Annotated in this window: 18 protein-coding genes; 4 read left to right on the top strand and 14 right to left on the bottom strand. The window is 34.1% G+C overall.

What is annotated here, in order from left to right; genetic code table 11:
• Positions 1 to 8 precede the first annotated feature (8 nt).
• Positions 9 to 524 carry a DinB family protein gene (locus R2782_RS02145; protein WP_371266416.1) on the top strand — a complete coding sequence of 172 codons (516 nt, stop codon included), beginning with the start codon at positions 9 to 11 and terminating at the stop codon, positions 522 to 524.
• A gap of 53 nt (positions 525 to 577) precedes the next feature.
• Here the strand turns inward: R2782_RS02145 and R2782_RS02140 are convergent, their stop codons facing one another.
• The 3 genes from R2782_RS02140 to R2782_RS02130 form a co-directional block, all read right to left on the bottom strand.
• A complete protein-coding gene (locus R2782_RS02140) occupies positions 578 to 2074 on the bottom strand; it encodes a T9SS type A sorting domain-containing protein (protein WP_371266415.1) in 1497 nt (498 codons plus the stop codon).
• A gap of 31 nt (positions 2075 to 2105) precedes the next feature.
• Positions 2106 to 2534, bottom strand: a complete 429-nt coding sequence (locus R2782_RS02135) for a DUF1456 family protein (protein ID WP_371266414.1) — start codon at positions 2532 to 2534, stop codon at positions 2106 to 2108.
• A gap of 111 nt (positions 2535 to 2645) precedes the next feature.
• Entirely contained in the window at positions 2646 to 3440 is a 795-nt protein-coding gene (locus R2782_RS02130; RefSeq protein WP_371266413.1) for an alpha/beta hydrolase, read from the bottom strand.
• 49 nt (positions 3441 to 3489) lie between these two features.
• Between R2782_RS02130 and R2782_RS02125 the strand changes: the two genes are divergently transcribed.
• The gene (locus R2782_RS02125; RefSeq protein ID WP_371266412.1) at positions 3490 to 3891 is read left to right on the top strand and encodes a TerB family tellurite resistance protein; all 402 of its coding nucleotides are present in this window, start codon (positions 3490 to 3492) and stop codon (positions 3889 to 3891) included.
• A gap of 24 nt (positions 3892 to 3915) precedes the next feature.
• Here R2782_RS02125 and R2782_RS02120 read toward each other — a convergent pair whose 3' ends face one another.
• From R2782_RS02120 to R2782_RS02100, 5 genes are all read right to left on the bottom strand, one after another.
• Positions 3916 to 4371, bottom strand: a complete 456-nt coding sequence (locus R2782_RS02120) for a DUF1801 domain-containing protein (protein WP_371266411.1) — start codon at positions 4369 to 4371, stop codon at positions 3916 to 3918.
• Positions 4372 to 4382: 11 nt separating this feature from the next.
• Positions 4383 to 4754: a VOC family protein gene (locus R2782_RS02115; RefSeq protein WP_371266410.1), complete on the bottom strand. Its 372-nt coding sequence runs from the start codon at positions 4752 to 4754 to the stop codon at positions 4383 to 4385.
• Between the two features lie 133 nt (positions 4755 to 4887).
• Entirely contained in the window at positions 4888 to 6057 is a 1170-nt protein-coding gene (locus R2782_RS02110) for a DUF1501 domain-containing protein (RefSeq protein WP_371266409.1), read from the bottom strand.
• 3 nt (positions 6058 to 6060) lie between these two features.
• Positions 6061 to 7443, bottom strand: a complete 1383-nt coding sequence (locus R2782_RS02105) for a DUF1800 family protein (protein ID WP_371266408.1) — start codon at positions 7441 to 7443, stop codon at positions 6061 to 6063.
• A 194-nt stretch (positions 7444 to 7637) separates the two neighbouring features.
• Positions 7638 to 8396: an SIMPL domain-containing protein gene (locus R2782_RS02100; RefSeq protein ID WP_371266407.1), complete on the bottom strand. Its 759-nt coding sequence runs from the start codon at positions 8394 to 8396 to the stop codon at positions 7638 to 7640.
• 350 nt (positions 8397 to 8746) lie between these two features.
• Between R2782_RS02100 and R2782_RS02095 the strand changes: the two genes are divergently transcribed.
• Entirely contained in the window at positions 8747 to 9181 is a 435-nt protein-coding gene (locus R2782_RS02095) for an Hsp20/alpha crystallin family protein (protein ID WP_371266406.1), read from the top strand.
• A 49-nt stretch (positions 9182 to 9230) separates the two neighbouring features.
• On the opposite strand, the gene R2782_RS02090 is transcribed toward R2782_RS02095, so the two are convergent.
• The 5 genes from R2782_RS02090 to uvrB form a co-directional block, all read right to left on the bottom strand.
• On the bottom strand, positions 9231 to 9704 hold the full coding sequence (locus tag R2782_RS02090; protein ID WP_371266405.1) for a DUF1572 domain-containing protein: 474 nt from the start codon (positions 9702 to 9704) through the stop codon (positions 9231 to 9233).
• A 401-nt stretch (positions 9705 to 10105) separates the two neighbouring features.
• Positions 10106 to 10705, bottom strand: coding sequence for a DUF6705 family protein (locus R2782_RS02085; RefSeq protein ID WP_371266404.1), 600 nt, complete (start codon positions 10703 to 10705; stop codon positions 10106 to 10108).
• A gap of 20 nt (positions 10706 to 10725) precedes the next feature.
• On the bottom strand, positions 10726 to 11049 hold the full coding sequence (locus R2782_RS02080) for a hypothetical protein (protein WP_371266403.1): 324 nt from the start codon (positions 11047 to 11049) through the stop codon (positions 10726 to 10728).
• Between the two features lie 19 nt (positions 11050 to 11068).
• Positions 11069 to 11884: a hypothetical protein gene (locus tag R2782_RS02075; RefSeq protein WP_371266402.1), complete on the bottom strand. Its 816-nt coding sequence runs from the start codon at positions 11882 to 11884 to the stop codon at positions 11069 to 11071.
• Between the two features lie 247 nt (positions 11885 to 12131).
• Positions 12132 to 14120, bottom strand: coding sequence for an excinuclease ABC subunit UvrB (gene uvrB / locus R2782_RS02070; protein ID WP_371266401.1), 1989 nt, complete (start codon positions 14118 to 14120; stop codon positions 12132 to 12134).
• A 170-nt stretch (positions 14121 to 14290) separates the two neighbouring features.
• Here uvrB and R2782_RS02065 point away from each other — a divergent pair, with 170 nt between their 5' ends.
• Complete coding sequence (locus tag R2782_RS02065) at positions 14291 to 15736, top strand: hypothetical protein (RefSeq protein ID WP_371266400.1); 1446 nt, start codon at positions 14291 to 14293, stop codon at positions 15734 to 15736.
• 57 nt (positions 15737 to 15793) lie between these two features.
• Here R2782_RS02065 and R2782_RS02060 read toward each other — a convergent pair whose 3' ends face one another.
• Positions 15794 to 16456 (bottom strand): thiamine diphosphokinase, encoded by a 663-nt coding sequence (locus R2782_RS02060; RefSeq protein WP_371266399.1) that lies wholly within the window; start codon positions 16454 to 16456, stop codon positions 15794 to 15796.
• Between the last annotated feature and the right edge of the window lie 17 nt (positions 16457 to 16473).

Genomic DNA, 16473 nt, shown 5'->3' with positions numbered 1-16473 from the left:
TAAACAAAATGAACTCATCCACTTTACAACTAACCGAATACGCACCGTATTATTCGCCTTACATCAAGGCATTAGGCGATGTAAACCTGATAGAAGAATTAGAAAATTCAATGCAAAATTTTGAAGAATTTCTAACTCAATTTCCATCAGAAAAACATGAATTTCGTTATGCGGAAGGAAAATGGACCATCAAAGACATCGTGCAACATTTAATTGATGCCGAACGTGTTTTTGCCTATCGTTCGTTGCGGTTCGCCAGAAAAGATGAAACACCTCTTCCCGGTTTTGATGAAAATGAGTATGTTGATGCAACAGTTGCTAATAAAAGAACACTAACTGATTTACTTCAAGAATATAAAGCTGTGCGATTGTCAACATTATATTTGTTTAAATCGTTTAGTGATGAAGAATTAATGTATTCAGGAATCGCTTCAAACTATTCATTTACTGTACGTGCCATTGGTTTTATTGCGATTGGGCATCAAAAGCATCACCAACGGATAATTGTAGAAAGGTATTTGTAGTCATAACAATTACCCAAAGGATTCAAATAAATCTACTTTATAAAATCCAAAATTTAATTGATAATTAATTTAGAAATGAATTCAATTTCATTGCTTTCAGCTTTGATGATGTACATTCCTTTGTTTAGATTTGATACATCAAGTTCATTGCTGTTTATTTCTTTTTTTACAATAATTCTTCCCGAGTAATCAATAATTTCAATTGATTCTACGGTAGTAGTGAACTGAATAAAATCTTTTGCCGGATTAGGATAAAAACTAAAGTTGTTCAATTCATTCTCCGGAATTGAAAGTACATCAGGAGCTAGTTTTACAATCCAAACATCAGTTCCACCATTATTTCCTGAAACATTTCCGTTGTTGGATTGTGTATAACCCGCAAAAATATATCCGTTGTCATTGGTTATTTTAACTTCATAAAAACCATCTGTTTGAGTTCCACCATGGCATCTGTTCCATTGAATAGCACCGGTTGCACTGATTTTTAAAACCCATGCATCCTGACCGCCATTATTATATCCGATATTTCCACTATAATTCGAATTGGTCACACCTGTAACGATGTAACCGCCATCCGGTGTCTGCTTGATATCTCTGGCAGTATCAAAAAATCCTTCTCCACCATAATCTTGTCGCCATTCCATTTCGCCAAGATAATTCACTTTTATCACACAAAAATTATTTCCAGTTGTACCAAACATTTGGGTCAATGCATCGCCTACTAAAACATATCCTCCGTCTGAGGTGAGTTCAACGTTAAATGCTGTACCGGTTTCTTCATAAGTTGTTTGCCACTCAATATTGCCAGTACTGTTGAATTTAACAAGCCAAAATCCGTCATAAAATAAATCACCAGAGGCAATGTAACCACCGTCTAAGGTTTGCTTTACGGAGAAAAAATTGTCTAATTCAGTTGTTCCAAGACATCTTTCCCATTCAATATCACCAATTGCACTTAACTTTACAATCCAACCGTCTGTTCCTCCATTAAAATTTGTAATGTCGCCATTCACCGGCATGATCGTATTGTCATACGAATAAGTTCTACCGGCTACAATATAGCCTCCTTCGTTTGTTTGTGTGATAGAGTAGGCCGTTTCTTTATCGTCGCCTCCATATTTTCTTTGCCATTCAATCGTTCCTTCCGTATCAAGTTTAACAATCCAATAGTCTGAATCGCCTCTAAAATTAGTAATGTCACCGTTGACAGAACCTGAAACTCCCGCCACAATATACCCACCATCAATAGTTTGGATGATTGATTTGGCCTGATCATCAGAAGTACCGCCATAATTTTTTTCCCATTCAATTTCTCCGGTGTTATCTATTTTTACAATCCAATAATCATTATTTCCATAATTAGCTGAAACATCGCCATTGGTCGATCTGCTGTGACCGGCAAAAATATAACCTCCGTCATTTGTTTGCACAATACTATTGGCCGATTCATAATTAGAACCGCCATAACATTTTGCCCATTGTATCGTAGGAGCTTGTGAAAAAATTGTAAATGAAACTAAACTTGTTAGCGATAAAAATAGTTTTTTCATGTTCATTAATTAAAACTTAAAAAAGAAAGCGTTAGCCTTTTCTGGGTTTACCGTTGTTAAATTTTACCTTTTCAACAATTTCAATCTTTTTTTCTGCTTTTTTTGATTTTGAATTGAAAGCAGGTTTTTGCTTGTTTTTTACAAAAGGCTTTTTGTCTTCTGATTGTTGTTTTTTATCTTTAGAAGTTTTTTCAGTACTTGGTTTGTGACTTTTAATCACCTCCATCGGATTTTTAGGATTTTCCTTTGTTCCTCTTAAATGAATCACTAGTCCGTTCAAAAAATTTCTCAAAACCTGATCGCCACATTCCATATAATTAGGATGTTCTGGATTTCTAAAAAAAGCTCCTAATTCCGCTTTTGAAATACGAAAATCAACCAATTGTAAAATTTCTACAATTTGGTCATCACGAAGTTGCAAGGCGACACGAAGTTTTTTGAAGATGTCGTTGTTATTCATTTCTTTTGAGTTACTGAGTTTTTTTATTTTAAGATGCAAAGATAAGAGTTAAATTAATGAAATGTATTTTTATTTTTCGTTAACAGAGAACAGAGAACAGTCAACCGACAACTATTCTAGCATCCACAGAACGGCTTCCCCAAAATTCTCTCGCCATAATTTCTCATTGTGTTTTCCACCTTTGATAATGATTTGTTTTAGGTTTGATTTTTTACAGATTCGTTTTTCAATTAAAGTGGTCATTTTAGTAAAATCACTTACCATGTCTTCGCTTTCGCTGTTTCCGCATAAGAAATAAAGTTTTGCATTTATTTTTTCTGTCTTTTCAGTTAAGGTATAAATGTCATTCGTGTACCAAAAAGAAGGGGAGAAGACACCTGCTTTTCCGAATGTTTCCGGATATTTTAAAACCGCATAATACGAAACCAATCCGCCCAACGAACTCCCAAAAATTGTCGTGTGCTTGGCTTTTGTTTTGGTTCGATACGTTTTGTCTACATGGGGTTTTAAGGTTTTTACGATAAAATCCAAATATGCATTGGCATTTCCTCCGCCGTGTTTTTCGTGTTTAAAAGGTGTTAATTCCTCCAAACGTTTTTCGTTTCCGTGTTCGATGCCGATGACAATCACGTTCATTTTTAAATTATCTAAGGTTTCATCCACATTCCATTCGCCCGCATAGGAAGTTTTGGCATCAAATAGATTTTGAGCATCATGCATATAAATCACAGGATAATTCTGGGTTTGTTTGGTATAGTCTTTAGGCAAATACACCCAAATTTTCTTGCTGGTTTTCAGTTGCGGAGCTTCTATTTCAAACGTAGAATAACGTTTTTGACTCCAAATGTTCTGACTTAGGAAAACGAGTAAGCCGAGTAGGGTTAGTAACGAGAAAATTAATTTCATTATTTGATAAATTAAACGGAAAAACTAAATTAGCCAAAAATATGGCTTTATGATTACGTATAAGGAAAAATTAAGTTTATTGGGAGATATGATTGAACTGTCTAAAGTTGACGGCAAAGTGCATGAACGCGAATACGAATTTATCAAAATGGTGGCGGAAGAACTCAACGTTCGTGACACCGATTTTGAAGAATTATTTTCACTACCCAATGAACTCTTGGTTTTTAAATCAGAATTCAAACGCATAGAACATTTCTATCGATTAGCCCTGCTTTCACATTGTGACAATCACCACCACGAGCGAGAGCATGAATTTATGCATCAGTTGGGCTTGAAATTAGGGCTAAATCCTTTTAGTATTAAACGAGTACTACTAGAAATGGAAAAATCACCTACACGCATGATTGAACCTGATGTTTTGTTGAGAATTTTCAGTGAGCAGCACAATTAAATAACAGTATTTATTAACTAAATACTATTTTTTTAGTTTACTTTCATATAAATCAATCCATTCCTGAGCACTCATTTTTTTCATCAGGTCACCGATGAGTTGGTAAGGAATTTCTTCTAACTTTTTAAAACGAATGCAACTTTTGCCCATATCCAATTTTTGTTTACAATGCTTAGGATATTCATTTACAAACCAATCCAATAATTCGGGATTACTGTAGATTCCCATGTGGTAAAAGTTAATGGAATTTTTTTGAGATGCTATGCCGGCAAAAGGTAAAGGTTCAGAAGGTTTACAGTGGTAACCCGCCGGGTAGATACGATGTGGTACTACATAGCCTAAACCACCATAACTGATAGCTGCTTCAAATCCTTTTGGCAGATTTTTTTCAATGGTTGTATGTAGTTTTCGAAAAACTTCTGCTCGTTCTTGTGGTACGTTTGAAAGAATTTCTTCTACCGTGTTTCCTTCTGTTCTCATAAATAATGGTGTTATCGATGTTGATCAATTAAGATAGCATTTCCGTCCGGGTCTGTTAAGGTAATATGGGCAGGACCTTCGGCATTTGGGTCGGTTTCAGCAAGCAACGAAATTCCACTATTTTTTAAATGTTGTTGAATAACCCGAACATCGTCGAATGATTCCAAATTTTGTGCATTTTCGTCCCAACCCGGATTAAAAGTGATAATATTATTTTCAAACATTCCCTCAAATAAACCGATAATTGCGTTTCCGTTTTTTAAAATTAGCCATTTTTGATTTATTTCACCCCCTAATTGGGTAAACCCTAAATTTTCGTAAAAAGTTTTTGATTTTTTAATGTCTTTAACTGCCAGACTAATCGAAAAGGCTCCTAATTTCATTCGAGTATTGTTTTGATTTGTTTTTCAAATATAACAAATTAATCAAATGAGTTTGTATTTTCCAAGTGTACAAAAAATGATTATTTTAATAATAAACGAATCTTAGTTTTTTTCAAGTATTGATTTAACAACATTAAAAAATACCCTTTATTACTTCATTTTTAATGTTGATGACGTTAGAATCAAAGTTAAACTTATGTTTTAGTAAGGTGGCATATACACTCCTAAAATCAGTTTCGTAGCGTAAATCACCTTGGTCTAACAGACTCAAATTAGGATTGTTTCCAATGATTTTTCCTTTGTTCCCGCCCCCAATAATTATCATAGGCCCAGCTGTGCCGTGGTCAGTCCCGGTTCCGTTTTCTTTTACCCTTCTACCAAATTCTGAAAAAACAACCAATGTAACATATTGTAATAAATTACTTTGCTTCATATCTCTGTAAAAAGAATAGATGGCATCATTGAGTATACGTAATTGGTTTTGATGCAATTGTTTTTGGTTATGATGGGTATCAAAACCATTCAGGGAAGTGTAATAGATTTTTGAATTTAAACCACCTTTGATGAGTTTTGCCATCCATTCTAAATTTTTAGACAATGGATTGTTTGCATAACTTTCAGAATAGTTTTGCGATTTTTCTAAAGCATTCTTAATTTCATCCATACCTTCGAGAGACGAAAATTGAAGTTTTCGTACAAAATCTAATTGTGGATTATCCGACAATTGTAATTCATTATCCGAAATAGCGTAGCGTTTGATTTTGTTAAAATCTTTGATTGTTAATCCTTTTGATTCACTTGCTTTAAGAGCCAAGTTATCTATATTATCAACATTTACTGAAGGTAACCCTTCATCTTTACATTGAATATCTAAAAACCTTCCTAACCAGCCGTTATCTAAATACCGGTGACTATCGGAGGCTGTTTGCCAAATTTCTTGGCTTCTAAAATGAGAACGATTAGGGTTGGGATACCCTACGTTTTGCACAATGGTTAAATTGCCATCTTGTGCTATGTTGGCCAAATCTTTTAACGCAGGATGAAATCCAAGTCCGTTTATAGCATTGATAACTTCATTTTTTGAAATTCCAATGGAAGGTCTGTTTTTAAAATACAAAGGGTCTGTAAACGGGATAAATGTGTTTAGGCCATCATTACCACCATTGAGTTGTATAAAGAGCAAGACATTATTTGAATGATCATCAGTTCCAACGAAAAGATTTTTAGCCGTTAAAAATTGGGGAACTACTAATAATCCTCCTGTTCCGGTTGCCGTGAGTTGCAAAAATTTTCTTCTTTCCATCGCTTAAATAATTTGAAATTCAGGAGACTTGGCCAAGTATTGATACACTCGTAATATGCTTTGTTTGGCATTTTGTGCATGAGGATCAAAATCGTATTTTAGTAACTGATTGAGCTCGGTTTGCATGGTTTCATTTGTTTCAAATACCATTCGCTCAGCGAGTTCTTCCAAAATAGTTTTGGCATTCTTTGATGTTTTGAGATGAAGATTGGGTTGCCATGAAATTGTTCCAACTTCAAATTTTTCTAAACGTTTGTTTAACATCTTTCGGAAACGTTCATTATCATCAATAATAAAATCTACGAATTGATTTCTATCCGCATAAATTTGTGCAGTAAGCCAATCTTTTCCACCTTTCCATCCTTTAACATTCGGTTGGTCATATAGGTCCATCGCTTGATTTTTTAAAAGAAAAGCCAAAAGTTTATAGTTGGGTTGGAGTTGTAAATCGTGATGGATTTGCATAAAAAAAATCAACGGATTTTTAATTTGATTGCCGCCCTTTGGATTCTGACATTCCTCTTTAAAAAGAGTGTAGAAAAAGGGACTTAGTTCAAAATGATTTTTCTTTAAAATATCTCCGTATTTGGTAATCAATGAGTCAGGCGGATCATCATAAAAAAACCATTTCAACACTTTTTCTGCCAAAAAATACGGTGTATGAGGTTGTTCAAAAATAATGTCGATTACTTCATCAATATCAAAATTACCCGATTTTCCAAAAACTGTTTTTACGGAATTGTCTTTTAAAAATGGACGATACATGCCTTTTTTTTCTCCAAATGTTAGTCCTGTCAATGACAAAGCAATGTTTTTAATGTCGTTTTCAGAATAATTCCCTTCGCCTAACGTAAACAATTCCAATAATTCTCGGGCTAAATTTTCATTTGTTTTTCCTTTTCTGTTTTGATGGTTGTCTAAATATTTAATCATAGCGTTGGTATACACCATTTCTTTTACCAATGTTTTATAATTGGATAAGGAATATTTGACTATGGTTTCATAATGTTGATAAATCCAAAAAGGCACTTTAACCGATTGTGAAGTCACCACAAAATGATTTTGAAAAAACAAATTGATTTTTTCACGCAATGGCACCTCAGTCGTATCGAATCGTTGAACGAGGTATGCTTTCCATTCAAAATGGGTTTTGATTAACGTTTTGGTTATTTTTTCAACTTCTTCTCCACTTTTTTCAGTCGATTGTTTTAAATCACGTAAAGCGGCTAAGCTTTTAGGGCTTTTGGCAATAAAGTCGGGTTCGTTGATTGGTACTTTTGCTTGGAGCTGTTGGGTAATATAGTTCTCCAAACCCAATGATTGGATTGTATCAGCCGCTTTGGTAGAGAAACCAAGACGTAGAGCGTTTAGTGTGGATAAATGCATAGTAACAGTATTACAAATTGCACATGACTAACCGGAAAGTTGAGCAATCTATTTTTGCATTAAGACGTAAAATCACAAAAAAGGTTTAATGACGACCTTATTAAATAAAGGAAACAGCTACTTTATTACACACAAAGTAAATGAAAACGTGTTAGCTTATTTAAACGAAACCGATTGCTACACTATACAAATAACTACTCTAAGAAGAACACTATTGTACTAACAACCCTGGCTTTTTGAATATAAGGTTCTTTTGGGGCTTCACTGCCTTCGCTACTTTCTTCATCGTAGTAATACCTGCCGGCAATGGTAATTTGTCCTTGCGAAGCAGTTTTGATTTTTCCTAATTTTGCTTGCGAGTCATTAGCAAATTGCTCTCCTGCTACGCGTGCATTTTTGGTACTTTCTGCTATCAGTTGAGGTTTAATTGAATTTAATTCAGGAAATTCATAGGTAGTTTTTGCATCAGCAGTTAAATCTTTGCTTATGAGATCTAATTTTATTTGCGATGCGATGTCTTCTGTTTTTTCAACTTGTTTAGCAGGAATACTGATGCTTTGTTTGGTGGTATACCGATCTATTTTTACTTGTACTTGTTCGCCACCTCTCCATTCAGTTTGATAGTAAGTTTGCCGATCAACAACAGTGATATTATGTAATTTAATATCGTTTTGGGCATAACCTAAACCGGTTAAGTAAGTAGTAATTTCATTTTTTTTATTAGCCGATAATTGCAATAATTCTTTGACATCATCACCGGAAAAGGAGTAATGTAAAGTGATGGTTGCCGATGTTGCTTTCATATTCATTTCGGCAAGTCCTTTTACGGTTACAACTCTATCTTTATCACTAAAGGTTTTGAGTCCTTTAAAAATAAAAAATCCTAAAGTAAAAAGTCCTAACAATACTGATAAACTAAGTAGTATGGAAGATGATGTTTGTTTGTTTTCCATGATTAAGGATGTTTTTATTGATAATTATTGTTTTTTGTGTAGGGAAATTGAATTGATACTAAAGTACAAAAAAACTTCTTAATTTATATTTTAATTTCATTTTATTATGACAAATTTTTGAATTTGGTTCCTGTAAAATGTTTTCTGTTTTCAATGGAAAAAATAGTCGATTAATTTAAACGGATGTTTCTGAAAAAATGTCTGTTAAAGTATTGTTAATCAGTAATTATAACTGAAATTTTGACTGTTTTCTGCGTCAGAAATGTCAATTTGACTTGTATTTTCAAATGGTATAAACTTTGTCTTTAGACTGTCAAAAGAAAATGTTTAACCTATAAAAAAACAAAGTTATGACACTCGTAAAAACAAACAACCGATTCCCATTTCCTGCTGTATTTGATGAATTTTTCAAACCGGATTGGATGGGAGGAATGGAACGCATGAACAACACCGTTCCACCTGTAAACATTAAAGAAACCGAAACCACTTTTGTGGTAGAATTGGCTGCTCCCGGTAAACGCAAAGAAGATTTTAACATTGAATTAGATGACAACGTGTTGACTATTTCATCTGAAGCAAGTTCTGAAAACGAAGAAAAAGACAAAGAAGGGAAATATACCCGTAAAGAGTTCAGCTACTCTTCCTTCAAACGTTCTTTTACATTACCTGAAATTGTGAATGATTACGATATCAATGCTTCTTATGAAAACGGGGTATTACACATCACATTGCCTAAAAAAGAAGAGGCATTGCCTAAACCAAAACGAATGATTGAGATTGGATAAGTAGTAAATAAAATGAGACAAAGCACCTTTCGGGGTGCTTTTTTTGTGGTTATTTTTGAAAAGAGATTAATTTTTTAATCAACGCAATTTGTCCCAAATGATAATAACTGTGCTCAATCATGCCATCGATATTGCGATAATAACTGCCATAATTCGGATTGGTAAAATCGGCATTTAATTGTTCTTCGCTAAGTTGTTCAACGTGTTGAGCGAATGTTTCTGCATCATTCCAAAACCGTTGTAAAAAAGTTTCCCATTGTTCCTGAGCAGTAATGGGAGGAAAGTCAAAACTGTATTTATCTTTGATATCCAATGTGCCACCGGCAAACACTTGATTGATTCCGTTGATATAGTAATGAATATGTTGGGCTAAAAGGGCAATCGTGTTGAGGTTACTAATTTTTTGAGTAACCATTTCCCAATTCGTATTTTCCAATTGAGCTTTGAAATTGGTGTTGGCTATCCATGTGCCGTTTAGGATGACTTCGCGAAAGCGGGTGGCGAGTTGGTGGGAGGTTTTCATGTTTTTTTATTTTAAACCATATAAGTCATATAAGTTTTTTGTAAAGTTAAGAAATTCGTTCAGTTGCGGATGTTTTTTTGCTGCGAAGTCAGAGACGTTCGCAGAGCATCGTGCTATTATGGAAGACTTAGATGAGCTGGTTTTTGTGCAAAAGCTTGCAGCGGAGAGTTGGTGAGGGGTTTTCATATTTTTTTATTTCTCGCTACTAATTTAATTTTTTTCTCGCAATCCCGAAAATTCGGGAGCAGAGACGCAAAGGAAAAGTTTTAAAATTTGCGGCTTTGCGGCTTTGCGAGATTTTTTTAATTTTATTAAATGAATTTGTGAGGTAAGTATTGTGATTTATTTAAAATGCCACACGAAGGGATTCGTGCGGGAGCAAGGGATGTTGTGGTTAGTTTTTATTGTTTAATAAACTCATAATAACCATCTGGAATATCTATTCTTGCATTTGGAATATTTCCCATAGTGGTATCGTCGTAAATACAAGCCTCCAGTTTTTCTATCCCATTATCATTAACATAACGTAATATTACTATTCCTTCGGTATATTCTTCAGTTTGATGGCTTATGCTCACCTCAATTTTTATCTCAGAAACAGCACTATTGTCTATACAATGACTTGGTAATCTATGTTTGAAAATTCGACCACTTATTTTATGGCTATATCCTGATATATTAGGGTTGTCAAAGCGAGGTAAAGTATTAGCTACCTCAAATCCGTTTGCAATGTATAGGTATTCACCTACCAATAAATCAATATAGTTATAGTTTTCAGCAGCTTGATAATGCTCTTCCTTTTTAAGTTTAAATGTAATTTCCGTAGTTCCATTTTGATATTTCCAAGTCCCTTCAAATTTATCAAATTCGTTATTGACATCTTTTATGTAATAGGTTGGATTTTTTTCAAAATCTTGCCCACTTCCTATAGGTACAATAATTGATTGTGCTTTACAAGAAAATATTGATAGGATTAAAAATATGTTTAATATATGTTTCATTTTTTTTTTAGTTTTTAATTTTAATTACACGGTTCTTTTTCCAAGGTTTCTTTATTTATTTTTTGCCAATCGTTTATAAATCCATTACTATTGTAATTGGCTTCATATAATGATAAATTTAAATTAAATTTTGAAAATAAATTATATAAATGTTCTTGTTGTTTGCCAATATTTGTTGTAGATTGATATAACGGAAATCCAGAGTTGTCACTCTCATATGCGTCATTTAAGTCATCTATAAAATCTTTTCTCTTATTTTTATCTTCATAAATGCCCAAAAGCGTCTGTACACTTGCAGCATCATCAAAACGTATAGCATTTTTACTCGCTGGCAATGTCATCATTAGCTTCAACGGTTTTTATTTAAATGTTTATCCCTAAATTTTTTAAGTATTCTATAGTTATGTGTAAAATTTCTCGTTGCATCATTTGAAGAATATCTGGCTTCATTCTTCCTTCAAATACTTCCAATAAAATTTCTACTTTTAGTTTAAAATGCATGTTCATTTTTGTGACTATTTCTGTAGTTCTAAATTCGAATACTTTAGAATTTGGAAGGACAGGTAAAAATTTACAAAAGTCTTCTTTTTCATTAAAAAAATGTTCCCAATTTGCGTTATCAAATTCTAAATTACCTTCCATGTCAATTTCTTCAAGAATTGCAATTAAAACTTTTGGCGTTTGATGTTTGTCAGTGTTATTTAACCAATGAAGAATGGAAAGAACATATAATTCATTTTTAAAATTGGGATTATTCTTTTTCTGAGTAAAAGGTTGGACATTTATTATAAGTTCTTTTACAGAAACAGGAATTTGGCTAAATACATCTTTGGTTTTTACGTAAAAATCTTTTTCATCTTCAAAAATTGGAAAATATAATTTTTTGGGTTTCAGCGGAGGATCACAAATTGTTCTAGCGGTTGCAAATACTAGGTTGTCCAACGCAGATCTTAAATTATGGGCGACTTCCCCAATTTTAATTCCTAAATCTTCTAAAAAGTTATCGTATGAAAAATCGTTAGTATAGACTTCATAACCTAATTTATCTTCAGAAATGTTAGTAGAAAATTTTATTTTATTTTCGTCCCATGAATTTCTCAAAATTGAATAAATATCATTAACCTGAGTTTGTGCTCGATTCAGTTTTAAAAAGACGGGTTTGAATAAATCAGGATTCATTTTATATATTTCTCTTGAAAAACTTGTGAGGTCAACGGCTTGAAAGTAACTTGTAATATCTCTTACAAAATCAGACTTATCTACCCGAAATTGGGTGAATATGTCTGACAATTGTTAAATTAATTTTCTCAAATTTAATAAATAAATCTTACAAATCATCAAAACTGCTTTATTCACTAAATTTTGTTTTGAAGCACAATTCCCTAGCCCCGATTGTAGCGAAAAGCGGGAATAGCTTCAAAAAAAATTACATCTTCTCCTGCCAACTTTTTATTTCATCACGCAATTTGGCTGCGTCGATAAAGTTGAGTTCTTTGGCGGCTTTTTCCATCATTTTTCGCAGGTCGCGGATTTTCTTTTCAATTTCGGGTTTGGTGAGGTACAAGCTTTCGGGTTCGGCGGCTTTTAAGACTTTGTCTTCATAGTATTGGGTTGAGACAGAATTGTTGCTCAACGCATTGTTTAAACTCTTATTCAAAGCTTTGGGTTGTAATCCGTGTTGGGTGTTGTAGGCAATTTGTTTTTCGCGACGGTAATTGGTTTCGTCGATGGTTTTTTGCATGGAAGCCGTGATTTTATCGGCATACATAATCGCTTTTCCGTTCACGTTTCGGGCAGCTCGACCTACTGTTTGGGTCAGCGAACGATGACTGCGAAGGAAACCTTCTTTGTCGGCATCGAGAATGGCTACGAGCGAAACTTCGGGTAAATCCAATCCTTCTCGGAGTAAGTTTACCCCAATCAATACATCAAATAAACCTTTGCGTAAATCTTGCATGATTTCTACGCGTTCCAACGTATCCACATCGGAGTGAATATAACGGCAACGAATGGAAACTTTGGTTAAATATTTGGTCAATTCCTCCGCCATGCGTTTGGTTAACGTGGTGACTAAAACGCGTTCGTCGGCTTCGCAACGCACTTGAATTTCTTCAATTAAATCATCAATTTGATTTACACTCGGACGGATTTCGATGATTGGGTCTAGTAATCCTGTTGGACGAATGACTTGTTCCACATAAATTCCTTCGCTTTTTTGTAATTCGTAATCGGCCGGAGTGGCGGAAACGTAAACCACTTGGTTTTGCAATGCTTCGAATTCTTCAAACTTTAACGGACGGTTGTCCATCGCCGCCGGAAGTCGGAATCCGAATTCAACGAGATTTTCTTTTCGGCTTCGGTCGCCGCCGTACATCGCATGCACTTGCGAAATTGTCACGTGACTTTCATCGACCACCATTAAAAAATCATCCGGAAAATAATCCAACAAACAGAACGGTCGTGTGCCGGGTTCACGACCATCCAAATAACGAGAATAGTTTTCGATGCCGGAACAGTAGCCTAATTCGCGAATCATTTCTAAATCAAAATTGGTGCGTTCTTCCAACCGTTTGGCTTCTAGATGTTTACCGATTTCTTTAAAATAATCCACTTGTTTAACTAAATCTTGTTGGATTTCCCAAATGGCATTTTGCAACACATCGGGTGAAGTCACAAACATATTCGCCGGATAAATATTGAGTTTGGAATAGCGTTCAATTACTTTTGTGGTTTTGACATCAAAGGCTTCAATTTCTTCGATTTCATCGCCAAAGAAATGAATGCGAAACGGTTCATCGGCATAGCTTGGGAAAATTTCCACGGTATCGCCTTTGATACGGAAAGTGCCGGGAGTAAATTCTGCTTCCGTTCGCGAATACAAACTTTGCACCAATCGATGCAATAATTTCGTTCGGGAAATGATTTGTCCGCGATCGATGGAAATGACATTCTTTTGAAATTCCACAGGATTTCCGATACCATACAAACAAGAAACAGAAGCCACGACTAATACATCTCTGCGACCGGAAAGTAGGGCAGAAGTGGTGCTAAGACGCAACTTTTCTAATTCATCATTAATGGACAAATCTTTTTCGATATAGGTTCCCGTTACCGGAATGTACGCTTCGGGTTGATAATAATCATAATACGAAACAAAATATTGCACCGAATTATTCGGAAAAAATTGCTTGAACTCGGAATATAATTGAGCGGCAAGTGTTTTGTTATGGGCTAAAACTAGAGTCGGTTTTTCTACTTTTTCAATCACATTGGCAACGGTAAATGTCTTTCCGGAACCGGTGACACCTAATAGTGTTTGGTATTTTTCGCCATTCAGGATTCCGTTGGCTAATTTGTCAATGGCTTGCGGTTGATCGCCGGTGGGTTGGTATTCGGATATGACTTGGAATTTCATTTGAGAGTGGCTGAGCGGCTGAGGTTCTGAGTTGCTAAGTTATGAAAAGTATAATTAATAAAGAATTGATGAGGATTAAAACTACCAATCTATTTGTTAATTAACTATTAAAAAAAATCAAGAATCATTTCAACTATTGACAAATTGTATATTTGTATAAAAAAAACACTATGAAAAATATTATTTACCTTTTTTTGCTTATACCATTTTTATCTTTTGCACAAAAAATCAAGACCAAGAAAGACAAGATTTTAATTGACGAAAAAGAGGTTGCCATTTTTAATGATAAAGTACGTGACCAATGCGTGTTTTTTGATTTGAATAACACCAAACAATTTACAGCAGAATACAAATCGTTAATGGAAGGGCAGACCATTATCAATCAATGGTTGGTGATAACCAATGCTGACGGAACAAAGAAAACAGAAATTCCGTATGAAGTTTTGATTACGTCGTTTAATTCTTCGCGAATCATCATGCATTTATTGTCGGTTAAATATGAATTGTTTGATGCTAATGGTTTCAATCAAGCAAAGATTGATGCTTTTTTTGCGACCGAGCGTGAAAGTATTGGTGATAAATCATTACAAGCAAAAATTGATGTGATTGCTTCAAAAAAAGAAAAAGAAGCTAAGATTGCCAAATACCGTCCATTTGTAAAAACTGATGGAACTGTAATGTTTGGCGGAACTGCCGGAACTAATATTGTTGGAAAAGTAATTGGAAGTCCTTACACCGCTTTTGGAAATAATAATTTTGCTGATGTGTATGATTTGGATAATATAAAAGTAGCTTCTGCAAAAATTACAGGTAATATGAATAATGATGTTGAAGTAACGTTGTTTAACGACAGTAAGTTTACTTATCCTGCTCAAAAAAGATACAGTGGTCCGGATAACACTAGTTTTTTTGTTGAATTAATGGGTGAATTGGTTTATCGCGACATCACTTTAGGCCGTCAGGCGAAACAATACAAGCAAGATTTGTTAAATGAAAAAATAAAATTAGCCAAAGAAAGAAGCGTAAATGTTTATAATGTACGAGGTTATGCGATTGATGAAAAAGGTGTAAAATACGATGGAACCTTGACGGCCCAATTTGAAAAGTTAGACGTTCATCAAACCGGAAATACAGAAGTAGTCGATGCAATTGATAATTATGGTAAAAATGTGACAGTAAAATATTTAAACGATAAAGGTAAAGAACGTACGATTACACTTTCTGCCAAAGATAATGTTAGTTTTTTTGTAAAAAACAGTGATGGTACAGAAACCCGTTACAAAGGTATGAAAGTGAAAGGTGATGCTATGAAAAAATTATCTAATGCTATGTCTTTGGGCTTTAACAATGCTTATTTTTATAAAGAGGTATTTACAGAAAACGAAAATTCTGTATACATTGACCCTGTAGAAGATGGTGTTTTTGTTATAAAATTAAAAAATCAAGCAGTAGGTCAAATGATTGACAAGCGAAATAATAAAAACCTTTCAAAAGAATTAGCGGAGTATTTGAGTGCTTGTAAACATTTATCAGAAGAAATTATAAGCGGAGCTTTTGATTTAAAAATTCAAGAAAATTTAATCAATATTGTAAAAGAATTTAATGCATGTAAATAATTTAAAAAAACACAATTAATTATGATAAAAGTGCTCGTTTTAGAACGGGCATTTTTTTTAGTCCCAACATTCCATTAAAATTAAATCACCTTCTTTGTGTTCAATGGTCACGATGCCATCTTCCGTAACATGATTACTGCTACCGGTTCTGTAACCGATTGTAAGTGAATCATTTTCTAACGGATAAAATAAATTTTGCGAATGAATGCCTTGCACGGCTCCAATCGGAATCAAAGAGATGACAGTATTTTTAGGGTACCATTTTTCATATTTGTTGGGAAGAAGAAATATTTTGGAATGATCATCAAACAAAACAATTTTTAGTTTGTTTCTAAATTTCACAATAGAAGTAATGTTGGTAATAGTATGATCAGCTCTTTTACCGGTTGCCCAAACTACATTAACAGCAAGAACGTTACGGTCAACTAAATATTCAAATGCTTTTTCTAAATCGGTTTTGTTTTGGTCCGGAGTGTCAATAATTTCAAGTGGGTACTGTGTTTTTTTATAGTAATCTGTGTCAAAATTATCATCAAAATCACCTAGCAGAACATCTACTTTAATACCTAATTCCATCACTCTTTCTATGGCAGAATCTAAAACGATAACAATGGGAGACCATTCTAATAATTGACCCAACAATTCTTCGCTACAAGCAGCACCATTGGCAATGATTAAAGCCGGTTCTTGGTCGTCTTTTACGATGTGGTGTGATGACATAATTAGTTACTTAGTTA

Origin of the sequence: Flavobacterium sp. (assembly GCF_041392085.1) — a bacterium.
Lineage (GTDB): Bacteria > Bacteroidota > Bacteroidia > Flavobacteriales > Flavobacteriaceae > Flavobacterium.
The sequence above is the reverse complement of the archived record's forward strand: the minus strand, read 5'-3'. Positions and strand labels throughout refer to the sequence as shown.